Annotated in this window: 10 protein-coding genes and 4 tRNA genes; all 14 read left to right on the top strand. The window is 59.0% G+C overall.

Features of this window, described 5'->3' with window-relative positions; translation table 11 throughout:
• Nucleotides 1-214: 214 nt before the first annotated feature.
• Nucleotides 215-300: transfer RNA gene (locus R8871_RS32280), tRNA-Tyr, on the top strand.
• 41 nt (nucleotides 301-341) lie between these two features.
• Nucleotides 342-415 (top strand) — tRNA-Gly (locus R8871_RS32285).
• A gap of 16 nt (nucleotides 416-431) precedes the next feature.
• Nucleotides 432-506 (top strand) — tRNA-Thr (locus R8871_RS32290).
• Between the two features lie 63 nt (nucleotides 507-569).
• Nucleotides 570-1,760: an elongation factor Tu gene (gene tuf / locus R8871_RS32295; RefSeq protein WP_063497539.1), complete on the top strand. Its 1,191-nt coding sequence runs from the start codon at nucleotides 570-572 to the stop codon at nucleotides 1,758-1,760.
• Nucleotides 1,761-1,825: 65 nt separating this feature from the next.
• Nucleotides 1,826-1,901: transfer RNA gene (locus R8871_RS32300), tRNA-Trp, on the top strand.
• 36 nt (nucleotides 1,902-1,937) lie between these two features.
• A complete protein-coding gene (gene secE, locus R8871_RS32305; protein WP_046567533.1) occupies nucleotides 1,938-2,318 on the top strand; it encodes a preprotein translocase subunit SecE in 381 nt (126 codons plus the stop codon).
• 1 nt (nucleotide 2,319) lies between these two features.
• Nucleotides 2,320-2,877 carry a transcription termination/antitermination protein NusG gene (nusG, locus tag R8871_RS32310; RefSeq protein WP_007180147.1) on the top strand — a complete coding sequence of 186 codons (558 nt, stop codon included), beginning with the start codon at nucleotides 2,320-2,322 and terminating at the stop codon, nucleotides 2,875-2,877.
• A 165-nt stretch (nucleotides 2,878-3,042) separates the two neighbouring features.
• Complete coding sequence (gene rplK, locus R8871_RS32315) at nucleotides 3,043-3,474, top strand: 50S ribosomal protein L11 (RefSeq protein ID WP_025496715.1); 432 nt, start codon at nucleotides 3,043-3,045, stop codon at nucleotides 3,472-3,474.
• Nucleotides 3,475-4,173, top strand: coding sequence for a 50S ribosomal protein L1 (gene rplA / locus R8871_RS32320; RefSeq protein ID WP_011490061.1), 699 nt, complete (start codon nucleotides 3,475-3,477; stop codon nucleotides 4,171-4,173).
• 302 nt (nucleotides 4,174-4,475) lie between these two features.
• Nucleotides 4,476-4,979, top strand: coding sequence for a 50S ribosomal protein L10 (gene rplJ, locus R8871_RS32325; RefSeq protein ID WP_054043370.1), 504 nt, complete (start codon nucleotides 4,476-4,478; stop codon nucleotides 4,977-4,979).
• Nucleotides 4,980-5,042: 63 nt separating this feature from the next.
• Complete coding sequence (rplL, locus tag R8871_RS32330) at nucleotides 5,043-5,417, top strand: 50S ribosomal protein L7/L12 (RefSeq protein ID WP_054043372.1); 375 nt, start codon at nucleotides 5,043-5,045, stop codon at nucleotides 5,415-5,417.
• Nucleotides 5,418-5,787: 370 nt separating this feature from the next.
• Nucleotides 5,788-9,894, top strand: a complete 4,107-nt coding sequence (rpoB, locus tag R8871_RS32335) for a DNA-directed RNA polymerase subunit beta (protein ID WP_054043374.1) — start codon at nucleotides 5,788-5,790, stop codon at nucleotides 9,892-9,894.
• A gap of 21 nt (nucleotides 9,895-9,915) precedes the next feature.
• Entirely contained in the window at nucleotides 9,916-14,154 is a 4,239-nt protein-coding gene (gene rpoC / locus R8871_RS32340) for a DNA-directed RNA polymerase subunit beta' (RefSeq protein ID WP_175054081.1), read from the top strand.
• A gap of 251 nt (nucleotides 14,155-14,405) precedes the next feature.
• A complete protein-coding gene (gene recQ, locus R8871_RS32345; protein ID WP_093647722.1) occupies nucleotides 14,406-16,253 on the top strand; it encodes a DNA helicase RecQ in 1,848 nt (615 codons plus the stop codon).
• The last annotated feature ends 120 nt before the right edge of the window (nucleotides 16,254-16,373 follow it).

The following is a 16,373-nucleotide window of genomic DNA, read 5'->3' on the forward strand; positions in this document are numbered from 1 at the left end:
AACGACTCCACGCCGATGATAGTGCGGATTCCCGTGTGAAAGTAGGTAATCGTCAGGCTCCCCTGCAGCATCAGAAACCCCACCCCATAAAGGTGGGGTTTCTGCGTTTACGGTCGGAGCTGGAATCACCATATAAGTGAGAGCTATGAGTTTGGAACGGTCAAGCGAGCCTTGACAGCAAGCGGTTGTTCCCTCATAATCATCAGTTCTCTGCGGAGGGGTGCCCGAGTGGCTAAAGGGGGCAGACTGTAAATCTGTTGGCTTACGCCTACGTTGGTTCGAATCCAACCTCCTCCACCAGAATGCAAGCTGTAGCAGTAGTTGGGAATCCATGGATCCTTGCGGGTGTAGCTCAATGGTAGAGCAGAAGCCTTCCAAGCTTACGACGAGGGTTCGATTCCCTTCACCCGCTCCAGTAACAAAGAAGTAGCGCCCATGTGGCTCAGTGGTAGAGCACTCCCTTGGTAAGGGAGAGGTCGGCAGTTCGATCCTGCCCATGGGCACCAGAAGTACTCGGTGATTGTTTGCGCGCGGCGCAACGTACGGATAAATCCTCTTAGGAGTCGAAAATGGCCAAGGGTAAGTTTGAGCGGACCAAGCCGCACGTGAACGTCGGCACGATCGGTCACGTTGACCACGGCAAGACCACGCTGACGGCAGCGATCACGACGGTGCTGACCAAGAAGTTTGGCGGCGAAGCAAAGGCATACGACCAGATCGACGCGGCGCCGGAAGAAAAGGCACGTGGTATCACGATCAACACGGCGCACGTCGAGTACGAAACGGCTAACCGCCACTACGCACACGTCGACTGCCCGGGCCACGCTGACTATGTGAAGAACATGATCACGGGCGCAGCGCAGATGGACGGCGCGATCCTGGTGTGCTCGGCTGCAGACGGCCCGATGCCGCAAACGCGTGAGCACATCCTGCTGGCGCGTCAGGTTGGCGTTCCGTACATCATCGTGTTCCTGAACAAGTGCGACATGGTGGACGACGCTGAGCTGCTGGAACTCGTCGAGATGGAAGTTCGCGAACTTCTGTCGAAGTACGACTTCCCGGGCGACGACACGCCGATCATCAAGGGTTCGGCCAAGCTGGCGCTGGAAGGCGACACGGGCGAGCTGGGCGAAGTGGCGATCATGAACCTGGCCGACGCGCTGGACACGTACATCCCGACGCCGGAGCGCGCAGTTGACGGTGCGTTCCTGATGCCGGTGGAAGACGTGTTCTCGATCTCGGGTCGCGGCACGGTGGTGACGGGTCGCGTTGAGCGCGGCGTCGTGAAGGTTGGCGAGGAAATCGAAATCGTCGGTATCAAGCCGACGGTGAAGACGACCTGCACGGGCGTGGAAATGTTCCGCAAGCTGCTCGACCAGGGTCAGGCAGGCGACAACGTGGGTATCCTGCTGCGCGGCACGAAGCGTGAAGACGTGGAGCGTGGCCAGGTTCTGGCGAAGCCGGGTTCGATCAACCCGCACACGCACTTCACGGCTGAAGTGTACGTGCTGAGCAAGGACGAAGGCGGCCGCCACACGCCGTTCTTCAACAACTATCGTCCGCAGTTCTACTTCCGTACAACGGACGTGACGGGCTCGATCGAGTTGCCGAAGGACAAGGAAATGGTCATGCCGGGCGACAACGTGTCGATCACGGTGAAGCTGATCAACCCGATCGCGATGGAAGAAGGTCTGCGCTTCGCAATCCGCGAAGGCGGCCGTACGGTCGGCGCAGGTGTGGTTGCCAAGATTCTCGAGTAACGCCAGAAAGTTCTCGTTGATCGGTAGTTTCGGGGTTGGCGGTGTCGTCAACCCCAAAATGGTTTAGGGGTATAGCTCAACTGGCAGAGCGTCGGTCTCCAAAACCGAAGGTTGGGGGTTCGATTCCCTCTGCCCCTGCCAACTCTCGCGTCGTTTATGGCGCTTCGTTAAGGTGTTATGGCGAATCCTTCCGTCGAAACTGTAAATACATCCGGCGACAAGCTGATGCTCGTCGCGGGCGTATTGTTGGTCTTGGCCGGGTTCGTGGGGTTCTTCTGGCTCAGCGGCCAGGAATGGTACGTCCGCGGAGCCGCCTTGGCTGTTGGCGCTATCGCTGGTGTTGCAGTCGGTCTTCTCTCCGCGCCTGGCAAGGGTTTCATCGCTTTCGCCAAAGACTCGTACAAAGAAGTTCGCAAGGTTGTCTGGCCGACTCGTAAAGAGGCCACCCAGACAACGCTCGTAGTGTTCGGCTTCGTGTTCGTCATGGCGATCTTTCTTTGGATCAGCGATAAATCCATCGAATGGGCGATTTTCTCGGTGATTCTGGGTTGGAAATGATATGAGCGATACTCCGGCATCCCCGAGCGGTAAACGTTGGTACGTGGTGCACGCCTACTCCGGCATGGAGAAGAGCGTGCAACGTGCGCTTCAAGAGCGCATCGAACGTGCCGGCATGCAAGACCAGTTTGGTCAAATCCTCGTTCCGACTGAAGAAGTGGTCGAGGTGAAAGGCGGTCACAAATCAGTGACCGAACGTCGTTTCTTCCCGGGTTATGTCCTGGTGGAAATGGAAATGACGGACGAAACGTGGCATCTCGTGAAGAACACGGCAAAGGTGACGGGTTTCGTAGGCGGTGCGCGTAATCGTCCGAGCCCGATTTCCCCGCGGGAAGTCGAGAAGATCATGTCGCAAATGCAGGAAGGCGTGGAAAAGCCGCGTCCGAAGACCCTGTTCGAAGTAGGCGAGATGGTGCGGGTGAAGGACGGTCCGTTCACGGATTTCAACGGCAGCGTCGAGGAAGTGAACTACGAAAAGTCGCGCGTCCGTGTTTCCGTTACAATCTTCGGCCGCGCAACGCCGGTCGAGCTGGAATTCGGCCAGGTCGAAAAGTTGTAATCCAAAATTCTACGGGGCGCACCGGTCGGTGCGTTCCGTATTTCGCGCTTACGGTCCGCGTAATGGCCGTTGAGGAGCGTAAGTAGTCTGTTTTTCGGCGAACGCGCGTTACTACTCACTGAATGTCCGCTTGTACTAGGGCGGCGTTCCTAAGAGGTTTTCAAAATGGCAAAGAAAATCATCGGCTTTATCAAGCTGCAGATTCCTGCAGGTAAAGCCAACCCGTCGCCGCCGGTCGGTCCGGCACTGGGCCAGCGCGGCCTGAACATCATGGAGTTCTGCAAGGCGTTCAACGCGCAGACTCAAGCTATGGAACCGGGTCTGCCGATTCCGGTCGTGATCACCGCGTTCGCGGACAAGAGCTTCACGTTCGTTCTGAAGACGCCGCCGGCTACGGTTCTGATCAAGAAGGCAGCGAAGATCGACAAGGGTTCGGCCAAGCCGCACACCGACAAGGTCGGCAAGATCACCCGCGCTCAAGCTGAAGACATCGCCAAGACCAAGATGCCCGATCTGACGGCAGCTGATCTGGACGCAGCGGTTCGTACGATCGCTGGTAGCGCCCGCTCGATGGGCATCACCGTGGAGGGCGTGTAAATGGCTAAGCTTTCAAAACGTCTGCAAGCATTTGCAGCCAAGGTTGATCGTCAAAAGCTGTACGCGATCGACGAAGCTCTGTCGCTCGTGAAGGAATGCGCAAGCGCGAAGTTCGACGAGTCGATCGACGTTGCAGTGCAACTCGGCATCGACGCGAAGAAGTCGGACCAAGTTGTTCGTGGCTCGGTCGTGCTGCCGGCTGGTACCGGTAAGTCGGTTCGCGTGGCTGTGTTTGCACAAGGCGAAAAGGCTGAGCAAGCTCGTGCAGCTGGCGCAGAAGTCGTCGGTATGGAAGACCTGGCTGAACAAGTCAAGGCTGGTAAGCTGGACTTCGATATCGTGATCGCTTCGCCGGACACGATGCGCGTTGTCGGTACGCTTGGTCAGATCCTCGGCCCGCGCGGCCTGATGCCGAACCCGAAGGTTGGCACGGTTACGCCGGACGTCGCGACTGCAGTCAAGAACGCCAAGGCTGGTCAGGTGCAATTCCGTGTCGACAAGGCCGGTATCATCCACGCCACGATTGGCCGTGCTTCGTTCGAGCCGACGGCTCTGCGCAGCAACCTGAACGCTCTCGTCGACGCGCTGCAAAAGGCGAAGCCGGCAACGAGCAAGGGTGTCTACCTGCGTAAGGTTGCACTGTCGAGCACGATGGGCGTTGGCGTTCGCGTCGACCAGGCATCGCTCGCAGCACAGTAATAAATTTCATCGCCTCGATGTGAGTCGAGGCGGTTTTATGGGCTTTGGGCGGTCGCAAGATGGCAGTCTGCATTGAGCGACCGGTTGTCAAAGACCGTTGGCGGGAACGCAGCAGGTAGGCGAACCCTTAATGCAAAGCCAACGCAGATGGCGAACCCGAAAAGGTTTTGTAGTGATGAAGCTGGTTGAGATTCGCAGCGATGTGGGTTTCAGGCGGTCGAAATACTCCTGACTGGTCGGACGCCGTTATTGAACGCGGTACACAAGGCGCACGCTGCGTGTATCGAATCTGGAGGTTAACCGTGCCACTCAATAAAGAAAGCAAGCAGGCCGTCGTCGCTGAGGTTGCCGCGCAAGTCGCGAAAGCCCAGACCGTGGTTCTGGCTGAGTATCGTGGGATCACGGTTGGCGATCTGACCAAGCTGCGCGCGAAAGCGCGTGAGCAACAGGTTTACCTTCGCGTGTTGAAAAACACGTTGGCGCGTCGCGCTGTCGAAGGTACCCCGTTTGCTTCTTTGGCAGAGCAGATGACCGGTCCCCTGATCTACGGCATCTCGGAAGATGCTATTGCTGCTGCTAAGGTCGTCAACGACTTCGGCAAGAGCAATGACAAGTTGATCATCAAGGCTGGTTCCTACGAAGGCAAGGTGATGGACAAGGCTGGCGTGCAAGCGCTGGCAAACATCCCGAGCCGCGAAGAACTGCTCTCCAAGCTGTTGTACGTTATGCAAGCACCTGTTTCCGGCTTTGCGCGCGCTCTGGCCGCGCTGGCAGAAAAGAAACAAGGCGAAGAAGCTGCTGCTTAACGCACTTCAGTCGAGCGTGATTGATCGCTGGCTGTATCCGAATTCAATTTAGGAGTATTTCAAATGGCAATCGCAAAAGATGACATCCTCGAGGCAGTAAGCTCGATGTCGGTTCTGGAACTGAACGAGCTGGTTAAGGCGTTCGAAGAAAAGTTTGGCGTGTCGGCAGCTGCTGTTGCAGTGGCAGGCCCGGCAGGCGGCGGCGCTGCTGCTGCTGCTGAAGAGCAAACCGAATTCACGGTCAACCTGACGGAAGTCGGCGCGAACAAGGTTTCGGTCATTAAGGCTGTTCGTGAACTGACGGGTCTCGGCCTGAAGGAAGCGAAGGACCTGGTCGACGGTGCACCGAAGCCTGTTAAGGAATCGGTACCGAAGGCTGCTGCTGAAGAAGCCAAGAAGAAGTTGGAAGAAGCCGGCGCGAAGGCTGAAATCAAGTAAGTTTCGGCGCGTTGTGCGAAGGCTGGCGGTTTTCCACCGCCGGCCTTTTTGTGCTTTGTGGGAACCATGTTTTTGTCAGCCAGTTTCGGCAAGAACAGGGATCCCAGAAGCCAAAGAAAATCGCCTATCGGCAATATCGACCGGCGCTTCTCTTTGTCTTCTGAAGCGACTGCAGAAGGCAAGTTTGGTCGGGTAGCGGGCAACATAGGCATCCGCTGCCGTCAGCCAGCGGTTGGTAGCGGCCAACCACCAAGCTTCTAGGCTCGTTCAAGCCATCGGACGGCCATCGGGTCTCAGTCGGTGAACACTCGGGTTGTCTCATCAAGGTATCCTGCCTCGACAACAATGCCCGCCGTGATTCGGAGATCGTATGCAATATTCCTTCACCGAGAAGAAGCGCATTCGCAAGAGTTTTGCGAAGCGCCCCATCGTTCACCAAGTACCTTTCCTGCTGGCTACCCAGCTTGAATCATTCAGCACGTTTCTGCAAGCAGACACGTCGTCCACGCAACGCAAGCCGGAAGGCCTGCAGGCTGCGTTTACATCCGTTTTCCCGATCGTTTCGCACAACGGTTTTGCGCGTCTCGAGTTCGTCAGCTACATGCTGTCGCCGCCGGCATTCAACATCAAGGAATGTCAGCAGCGCGGTTTGACGTACTGCTCCGCACTGCGCGCGAAAGTGCGCCTGGTGCTGCTCGACAAGGAATCGCCGAGCAAGCCGGTCGTCAAGGAAGTGAAGGAACAGGAAGTGTACATGGGCGAAATTCCGCTCATGACGCCGACGGGTTCGTTCGTCATCAACGGCACGGAACGTGTGATCGTTTCGCAGCTGCATCGTTCGCCGGGCGTGTTCTTCGAACACGACAAGGGCAAGACGCACAGCTCGGGCAAGCTCCTGTTCTCGGCCCGTATCATTCCTTACCGCGGTTCGTGGCTCGACTTCGAATTCGATCCGAAGGACGTGCTGTACTTCCGCGTTGACCGCCGTCGCAAGATGCCGGTCACGATCCTGCTGAAGGCGATTGGCCTGACGCCGGAACAGATCCTCGCAAACTTCTTCGTGTTCGACAATTTCACGCTGATGCCGGAAGGCGCGCAGATGGAATTCGTGCCGGAGCGTCTGCGTGGTGAAGTCGCGCGCTTTGACATCACTGATCGTGATGGCAACGTGATCGTCCAGAAGGACAAGCGGATCAACGCCAAGCACATTCGCGATCTCGACAACGCGAAGACGAAGTTCATCTCGGTGCCGGAAGACTATCTGCTCGGCCGCGTGCTCGCGAAGAACGTCGTCGACGGCGACACGGGTGAAGTCATCGCTAACGCGAACGACGAAATCACCGAAACCGTCCTCGAAAAGCTCCGCGAATCGAAGATCAAAGACATCCAGACGCTCTACACGAACGATCTGGATCAAGGTCCGTACATCTCGTCGACGCTGCGTATCGACGAAACCGCGGACAAGATGGCTGCACGCATTGCGATCTACCGCATGATGCGTCCGGGCGAACCGCCGACCGAAGAAGCGGTCGAGGCGCTGTTCAACCGTCTGTTCTACAGCGAAGACGCATACGACCTGTCCAAGGTGGGTCGTATGAAGTTCAACCGCCGTGTCGGTCGCGACGAAATCGTCGGCCCGATGACGCTGCAAGACGACGACATCCTCGCCACGATCAAGATCCTGGTCGAGCTGCGTAACGGCAAGGGCGAAGTGGACGACATCGACCACTTGGGCAATCGTCGTGTGCGTTGCGTCGGCGAACTGGCGGAAAACCAGTTCCGCGCAGGTCTCGTGCGTGTCGAACGTGCTGTGAAGGAACGCCTCGGCCAGGCCGAAAGCGAAAACCTGATGCCGCACGACCTGATCAACTCGAAGCCGATTTCGTCGGCGATTCGCGAGTTCTTCGGTTCGTCGCAGCTGTCGCAGTTTATGGACCAGACCAACCCGCTGTCGGAAATCACCCACAAGCGCCGTGTCTCGGCACTTGGTCCGGGCGGTTTGACGCGTGAGCGCGCCGGCTTTGAAGTTCGCGACGTGCACCCGACCCACTATGGCCGTGTGTGCCCGATTGAAACGCCGGAAGGTCCGAACATCGGCCTGATCAACTCGCTCGCACTGTACGCGCACCTGAACGAATACGGCTTCCTCGAAACGCCGTATCGCAAGGTTGTGGACAGCAAGGTGACCGATCAGATCGACTACCTGTCGGCGATCGAAGAAGGCCGTTACGTGATCGCTCAGGCGAACGCGGCGGTGGCTGCTGATGGCTCGCTGACTGACGAACTGGTGTCGTCGCGTGAAGCAGGCGAAACGCTGATGGTTACGCCGGACCGCATCCAGTACATGGACGTGGCGCCGTCGCAGATCGTCTCGGTCGCAGCTTCGCTGATTCCGTTCCTCGAGCACGATGACGCGAACCGCGCATTGATGGGTTCGAACATGCAGCGTCAGGCTGTGCCGTGTCTGCGTCCTGAAAAGGCCGTGGTCGGTACGGGTATCGAACGCACGGTGGCAGTCGACTCGGGTACGACGGTTCAGGCATTCCGCGGTGGCGTGGTCGATTACGTCGACGCAGGCCGTATGGTGATCCGCGTGAACGACGATGAAGCCGTTGCTGGCGACGTCGGCGTGGACATCTACAACCTGATCAAGTACACGCGTTCGAACCAGAACACGAACATCAACCAGCGCCCGATCGTGAAGGTCGGCGATATCGTGTCGCGTGGCGACGTGCTGGCTGACGGTGCATCGACCGACCTCGGCGAACTGGCTCTCGGCCAGAACATGCTGGTCGCGTTCATGCCGTGGAACGGCTACAACTTCGAAGATTCGATCTTGATCTCGGAGAAGGTGGTTGCTGACGACCGTTACACGTCGATCCACATCGAAGAACTGAACGTCGTAGCTCGCGATACGAAGCTCGGACCGGAAGAAATCACGCGCGACATCTCGAACCTGGCTGAAGTGCAACTCGGCCGTCTCGATGAGTCGGGCATCGTCTACATCGGCGCCGAAGTCGAAGCAGGCGACGTGCTGGTCGGTAAGGTCACGCCGAAGGGCGAAACCCAGCTGACGCCGGAAGAAAAGCTGCTGCGCGCGATCTTCGGTGAAAAGGCTTCGGACGTGAAGGATACGTCGCTGCGCGTGCCGTCGGGCATGAGCGGCACGGTCATCGACGTGCAAGTGTTCACGCGTGAAGGCATTCAGCGCGACAAGCGTGCGCAACAGATCATCGACGATGAACTGAAGCGTTATCGCCTCGACCTGAACGACCAGCTGCGTATCGTTGAAGGCGATGCATTCCAGCGTCTCGCACGTATGCTGACCGGCAAGGTCGCGAACGGCGGTCCGAAGAAGCTCGCGAAGGGTACGAAGATCGAACAGGCTTACCTGGAAGATCTCGACCACTACCATTGGTTCGACATCCGCCTCGCGGACGAAGAAGCAGCGGCACAGCTCGAAGCGATCAAGGACTCGATCGAACAGAAGCGTCACCAGTTCGATCTGGCGTTCGAAGAAAAGCGCAAGAAGCTCACGCAAGGCGACGAACTGCCGCCGGGCGTGCTGAAGATGGTCAAGGTGTATCTGGCTGTGAAGCGTCGTCTGCAGCCCGGCGACAAGATGGCCGGCCGTCACGGTAACAAGGGTGTGGTGTCGAAGATAGTTCCGATCGAAGACATGCCGTACATGGCCGATGGCCGTCCGGCTGACGTCGTTCTGAACCCGCTCGGCGTGCCGTCGCGGATGAACGTGGGTCAGGTTCTCGAAGTGCATCTGGGTTGGGCCGCGAAGGGTCTCGGCTGGCGTATTGCAGAAATGCTGCAACGTCAGGCGAAGATCGCTGAACTCCGCGAATTCCTGACCAAGATCTACAACGAGTCGGGCCGCGCTGAAGAGCTGGACAGCTTCACGGACGACGAAATCGTCGAACTGGCGAAGAACCTGCGCGAAGGCGTTCCGTTTGCCACGCCGGTGTTCGACGGTGCGACGGAAGAAGAAATGTCGCGCGCGCTGGATCTGGCATTCCCGGACGACATCGCGAAGAACCTCGGCATGACGCCGTCGAAGAACCAGGTGCGTCTGTATGACGGCCGCACGGGTGAGATGTTCGAACGTACGGTGACTGTCGGTTACATGCACTACCTGAAGCTGCACCACCTGGTCGACGACAAGATGCACGCGCGTTCCACGGGCCCGTACTCGCTCGTGACGCAGCAGCCGTTGGGCGGTAAGGCGCAGTTCGGTGGCCAGCGTTTCGGTGAAATGGAAGTGTGGGCGCTCGAAGCGTACGGCGCATCGTACGTGTTGCAAGAAATGCTGACGGTGAAGTCGGATGACGTGGCGGGCCGGACCAAGGTGTATGAGAACCTGGTCAAGGGCGATCACGTGATCGACGCCGGCATGCCGGAATCCTTCAACGTGCTCGTGAAGGAAATCCGCTCGCTCGGTATCGATATCGACCTCGACCGCAACTAATCGGACTACGGAGAGAAAGCAATGAAAGCTCTGCTCGATCTATTCAAGCAAGTCCAACAGCCTGAAGTTTTTGACGCGATCAAGATCGGTCTGGCCTCGCCAGACAAGATCCGTTCGTGGTCGTTCGGTGAAGTCAAGAAGCCGGAAACCATCAACTACCGGACGTTCAAGCCGGAACGCGATGGTCTGTTCTGCGCGAAGATTTTCGGCCCGATCAAAGACTACGAATGCCTTTGCGGCAAGTACAAGCGCCTGAAGCATCGTGGCGTGATCTGTGAAAAGTGCGGCGTCGAAGTGACGCTCGCGAAGGTGCGTCGCGAACGGATGGGCCACATTGAGCTGGCCTCGCCGGTCGCTCACATCTGGTTCCTGAAGTCGCTGCCGTCGCGTCTGGGCATGGTGCTCGACATGACGCTGCGCGACATCGAACGCGTGCTGTACTTCGAAGCATACGTGGTGATCGATCCGGGCATGACGCCGCTGAAAGCGCGGCAGATCATGACGGAAGAGGATTACTACAACAAGGTCGAAGAGTACGGTGACGAATTCCGTGCCGAGATGGGCGCGGAAGGCGTTCGCGAACTGCTGCGCGCGATCAACATCGACGAACAGGTCGAGATGCTGCGCACCGAACTCAAGAACACGGGTTCGGAAGCGAAGATCAAGAAGTACGCGAAGCGCCTGAAGGTGCTCGAGGCTTTCCAGCGTTCGGGCATCAAGCCTGACTGGATGGTGCTCGAAGTCCTGCCGGTGCTGCCGCCGGAACTGCGTCCGCTGGTGCCGCTGGATGGCGGCCGCTTCGCGACGTCGGACCTGAACGACCTGTATCGCCGCGTGATCAACCGTAACAACCGGTTGAAGCGTCTGCTCGAACTGAAGGCGCCTGAAATCATCGTCCGCAACGAAAAGCGGATGCTGCAGGAAGCCGTCGATTCGCTGCTCGATAACGGTCGTCGCGGTAAGGCAATGACCGGCGCGAACAAGCGTCCGCTGAAGTCGCTCGCTGACATGATCAAGGGTAAGGGCGGTCGTTTCCGTCAGAACTTGCTCGGTAAGCGCGTTGACTACTCGGGCCGTTCGGTGATCGTGGTCGGCCCGACGCTCAAGCTGCATCAGTGCGGTCTGCCGAAGCTGATGGCGCTCGAACTGTTCAAGCCGTTCATCTTCAACAAGCTCGAAGTGATGGGTGTTGCTACCACCATCAAGGCTGCGAAGAAGGAAGTCGAGAACCAGACGGCCGTGGTGTGGGACATCCTCGAAGAGGTGATCCGCGAGCATCCGGTCATGCTGAACCGTGCGCCGACGCTGCACCGTCTTGGCATTCAGGCTTTCGAGCCGGTGCTGATCGAAGGTAAGGCTATCCAGCTGCACCCGCTCGTTTGCGCGGCGTTCAACGCCGACTTCGACGGTGACCAGATGGCTGTGCACGTGCCGCTGTCGCTCGAAGCGCAGATGGAAGCGCGTACGCTGATGCTGGCGTCGAACAACATCCTGTTCCCGGCTAACGGCGATCCGTCGATCGTGCCGTCGCAGGATATCGTGCTCGGCCTGTACTACGCGACGCGTGAAGCAGTGAACGCCAAGGGCGAAGGCCTGACGTTCACCGGCGTGTCGGAAGCACTGCGTGCTTACGAGAATAAGGAAGTGGAACTGGCCTCACGCGTCAACGTGCGGATCACGGAAATGGTCCACAACGAAGACAAGTCGGAAGGCGCACCGGCATTCGTGCCGAAGATCTCGCTGTACGCGACGACCGTCGGCCGCGCAATCCTGTCGGAAATCCTTCCGCCGGGCCTGCCGTTCTCGGTGCTGAACAAGCCGCTGAAGAAGAAGGAAATTTCGCGCCTCATCAACACCGCATTCCGCAAGTGCGGTCTGCGTGAAACGGTGATTTTCGCCGACCAGTTGATGCAGTCGGGTTTCCGTCTGGCAACGCGCGCCGGTATTTCGATTTGCGTGGACGACATGCTCGTGCCGCCGCAGAAAGAACAGATCGTCGGCGACGCAGCGAAGAAGGTGAAGGAATACGACCGTCAATACATGTCGGGTCTCGTCACGTCGCAAGAACGCTATAACAACGTGGTCGACATCTGGTCGGCAACGTCGGAAGCGGTCGGCAAGGCGATGATGGAGCAGCTGTCGACGGAACCGGTGGTCGATCGCGACGGCAACGAAACGCGTCAGGAGTCGTTCAACTCCATCTACATGATGGCTGACTCGGGTGCTCGTGGTTCCGCAGTTCAGATTCGTCAGCTGGCCGGTATGCGTGGCCTGATGGCGAAGCCGGACGGCTCGATCATCGAGACGCCGATTACGGCGAACTTCCGTGAAGGCCTGAACGTGTTGCAGTACTTCATCTCGACCCACGGTGCACGTAAGGGTCTGGCTGATACGGCACTGAAGACGGCAAACTCGGGTTACCTGACGCGTCGTCTCGTCGACGTGACGCAGGATCTGGTGGTGGTCGAAGACGATTGCGGTACGTCCAACGGCGTCGCCATGAAGGCGTTGGTCGAAGGCGGTGAAGTCGTCGAAGCGCTGCGTGACCGTATCCTCGGTCGCGTGACGGTGGCTGACGTCGTCAACCCGGAAACGCAGGAAACGCTGTACGAAACGGGCACGTTGCTCGACGAAGACGCGGTCGAAGAAATCGAACGCCTCGGCATCGACGAAGTGCGCGTGCGTACGCCGCTGACTTGCGAAACGCGTTACGGTCTGTGCGCAGCCTGCTATGGCCGCGACCTGGGTCGTGGCTCGTCGGTCAACGTTGGTGAAGCAGTTGGCGTGATCGCTGCTCAGTCGATCGGTGAACCGGGCACGCAGCTCACGATGCGTACGTTCCACATCGGTGGTGCGGCATCGCGTGCAGCAGTGGCTTCGTCGGTTGAAGCCAAGTCGAACGGTACGGTTCGTTTCACGGCGACCATGCGTTACGTCACCAACGCGAAGGGCGAGCAGATCGTCATCTCGCGTTCGGGCGAAGCGATGATCACCGACGACCACGGCCGCGAGCGTGAACGTCACAAGGTGCCGTACGGCGCGACGCTGTTGCAACTGGACGGCGCGCAGATCAAGGCCGGCACGCAACTGGCGACGTGGGATCCGATGACGCGTCCGATCATCACCGAGTACGGTGGTACGGTGAAGTTCGAAAACGTCGAAGAAGGCGTGACGGTTGCCAAGCAGATCGACGATGTGACGGGTCTCTCGACGCTGGTCGTGATCGACGTGAAGCGCCGCGGTTCGCAAGCGTCGAAGACGGTGCGTCCGCAGGTCAAGCTGCTCGACGCGAACGGCGAAGAAGTCAAGATCCCGAACACCGAGCACTCGGTGCAGATCGGCTTCCAGGTCGGCGCTCTGATCACCGTGAAGGACGGTCAGCAAGTGCAGGTCGGTGAAGTGCTGGCACGTATCCCGGTTGAATCGCAAAAGACTCGCGACATTACCGGTGGTCTGCCGCGTGTGGCCGAACTGTTCGAAGCGCGCTCGCCGAAGGACGCCGGTATTCTGGCGGAAGTCACGGGCACGACGTCGTTCGGTAAGGACACGAAGGGCAAGCAGCGTCTCGTTATCACGGACCTCGAAGGCAATCAGCACGAGTTCCTGATCGCGAAGGAAAAGCAGGTTCTGGTGCACGATGGTCAGGTCGTCAACAAGGGCGAAATGATTGTCGACGGTCCGGCTGATCCGCACGACATTCTGCGTTTGCAGGGCGTCGAAGCGCTGGCGCGCTACATCGTTGACGAAGTGCAGGACGTGTATCGTCTGCAGGGCGTGAAGATCAATGACAAGCACATTGAAGTGATCGTCCGTCAGATGCTGCGCCGCGTGCAGATCGTCGATAACGGTGACACGCGCTTCATCATGGGCGAACAGGTCGAGCGCTCGGATATGCTCGACGAAAACGACCGGATGGCTGCGGAAGGCAAGATCCCGGCAACCTACGACAACGTGCTGCTCGGTATTACGAAGGCATCGCTGTCGACCGATTCGTTCATCTCCGCTGCGTCGTTCCAGGAAACGACCCGCGTGTTGACCGAAGCGGCGATCATGGGCAAGCGCGACGATCTGCGCGGGCTGAAGGAAAACGTGATCGTTGGTCGTCTGATTCCGGCTGGTACGGGTCTCGCGTTCCACAAGGCACGCAAGAGCAAGGAACTGTCCGACCGCGAGCGTTTCGATCAGATCGCAGCGGAAGAGTCGTTCGAATTCGGTACGCCGGAAACCCCGGCTGCCGAACAGCAGCACTCAGGCGAGTAAGTCCGGGCGGCGCAAGCCGCTTGGGCTCACCAGCCAGCGAAGCCGCTCAGTTTCGACTGAGCGGTTTTTTTTTGTCGGCAGGAGTTCGTGCTTTAGCACTTGCTCCTGTCCCACGTACCGCGGGCGCCTCATTTTGTGCGTTTTTTGCGGATTCGTCGGCCGAACGGCTAACGTTGTCGCAAAGCGCAGGCGCAGCACGAATGCGTTGGTAAAATTCGTGTCACCGGCATCACGCTGCTTCTCTCCAATTCATGTCCCGTCCGCTCGAAATCCTCAACGAAGTTTTTGGCTACCCCGCATTCCGAGGACAGCAGGGCGAAATTGTCGAACACGTCGCCGGCGGCGGCGATTGTCTCGTGCTGATGCCAACGGGCGGCGGCAAATCGTTGTGCTATCAGATCCCATCGTTGGTGCGCCGCGAAGCGGGCTGCGGAGCGGGGATCGTGGTGTCCCCGCTGATCGCACTGATGCAGGACCAGGTCGCTGCACTGAAGGAAGTCGGCGTTAGAGCCGCATATTTGAACTCGACGCTGTCGAGCGCCGAAGCGATGGCCACCGAGCGTGCGCTGCGCGAAGGCGAAATCGATTTGCTGTACGTGGCGCCGGAACGGCTGATGACGCCTCGTTTCCAGGAGTTGCTCGAGCGCACGCGCATCGGGCTGTTCGCTATCGACGAAGCGCATTGCGTGTCGCAATGGGGGCACGATTTCCGTCCTGAATATATTCAGCTGTCGGTGCTGCACGAGCGCTTTCCGAACGTGCCGCGCATCGCGCTCACCGCAACCGCCGACGCGATCACGCGCGACGAAATCATCCACCGTCTCGCACTCGATGACGCGCGCATCTTCGTCTCCAGTTTCGATCGCCCCAACATCCGCTATCGCATCGTCGAAAAGGACAATGCGCGCACGCAATTGCTCGACTTCATTCGCGCCGAACACTCGAAACCGGACGGCACGACCGACGCAGGCGTTGTCTATTGCCTGTCGCGTCGCAAGGTCGAAGAAACCGCGGAGTGGCTGAAAGAGAAGGGAATGCGCGCGTTGCCTTACCACGCCGGCATGGAGTTCGAAATCCGCCAGAAGCATCAGGAGATGTTCCAGCGCGAGGAGGGCATCGTGATGTGCGCGACGATCGCATTCGGCATGGGGATCGACAAGCCGGACGTGCGCTTCGTGGCTCACCTTGATTTACCGAAGAGTGTCGAAGGTTACTACCAGGAAACCGGCCGCGCTGGTCGCGACGGCATGCCGGCGAACGCCTGGATGGCGTACGGTCTGGGCGACGTCGTGCAGCAGCGCAAGATGATTGACGAGTCCGACGCCGACGACGCGCATAAACGCGTGCAGACCGGCAAGCTCGACGCATTGCTCGGGTTGTGCGAAGCGGCGACCTGCCGCCGGGTGCGGCTGCTCGCGTATTTCGGCGAGTCGAGCAAGCCGTGCGGCAACTGTGACAACTGCATCGAGCCGCCGGATACTTGGGACGCGACACGTGAGGCGCAGATGGCGCTGTCATGTGTGTTCCGCGCGCAACGGGCGAGCGGATTTCACTTCGGTGCTGGGCATCTGATCGATATTCTGCGTGGCAACCGTAGCGAGAAGATCCTGCAGCGCGGCCACGAGAAGCTCACAACCTTCGGGATCGGGGCGGCGCTCGGCGAGCCGGAGTGGCGCGCCATTTTTCGCCAGCTGGTCGCATTTGGCTACCTCGCTGTCGACCATGAAGGCTTCGGCTCGCTGGTGCTGACCGAAGCCGCCAAAGCGGTGCTGAAGAGCGAACAGAACGTAACAATGCGCCGCTATGTCAAGCCGACGCGTACCCGCCAGTCTTCCAGCCGCACCAGCGAGCGCGCCGATCCGACGATCGGCATGGGCCCGCGCGAACGTGCACGCTGGGAGCGCCTGCGCGCCTGGCGCACGGAGACTGCGAAAAGCGACGGCGTGCCCGCCTACGTCATCTTCCACGACGCTACGCTGGCCGAAATCGCCCGCAACGGCCCTGATTCCATTGAGGATTTGCGCGGTATTCCAGGCATGGGCGCCCGCAAACTGGACCGTTTCGGCGACGAGTTGCTGGAAGTCGTCGGCGCCGACTGAGCGCCGGCGAGCGCAATTTCAGGTCGGCAGGCGTGCGAAACATCGCAACCTGTTGACTCCCTTAGCATTTTCGGAATATTATGCTAGGTTCCGGTTCTTGGAATGCCTGTGTGCGAAGTC

Origin of the sequence: Paraburkholderia sediminicola, assembly GCF_902859805.1 — a bacterium.
GTDB lineage: Bacteria > Pseudomonadota > Gammaproteobacteria > Burkholderiales > Burkholderiaceae > Paraburkholderia > Paraburkholderia sediminicola.

Coding starts and splice junctions, on each gene's coding strand:
- tuf (WP_063497539.1), top strand. CDS start 570: ATGGCCAAGGGTAAGTTTGAGCGGACCAAGCCGCACGTGAACGTCGGC.
- secE (WP_046567533.1), top strand. CDS start 1,938: ATGGCGAATCCTTCCGTCGAAACTGTAAATACATCCGGCGACAAGCTG.
- nusG (WP_007180147.1), top strand. CDS start 2,320: ATGAGCGATACTCCGGCATCCCCGAGCGGTAAACGTTGGTACGTGGTG.
- rplK (WP_025496715.1), top strand. CDS start 3,043: ATGGCAAAGAAAATCATCGGCTTTATCAAGCTGCAGATTCCTGCAGGT.
- rplA (WP_011490061.1), top strand. CDS start 3,475: ATGGCTAAGCTTTCAAAACGTCTGCAAGCATTTGCAGCCAAGGTTGAT.
- rplL (WP_054043372.1), top strand. CDS start 5,043: ATGGCAATCGCAAAAGATGACATCCTCGAGGCAGTAAGCTCGATGTCG.
- rpoB (WP_054043374.1), top strand. CDS start 5,788: ATGCAATATTCCTTCACCGAGAAGAAGCGCATTCGCAAGAGTTTTGCG.
- rpoC (WP_175054081.1), top strand. CDS start 9,916: ATGAAAGCTCTGCTCGATCTATTCAAGCAAGTCCAACAGCCTGAAGTT.
- recQ (WP_093647722.1), top strand. CDS start 14,406: ATGTCCCGTCCGCTCGAAATCCTCAACGAAGTTTTTGGCTACCCCGCA.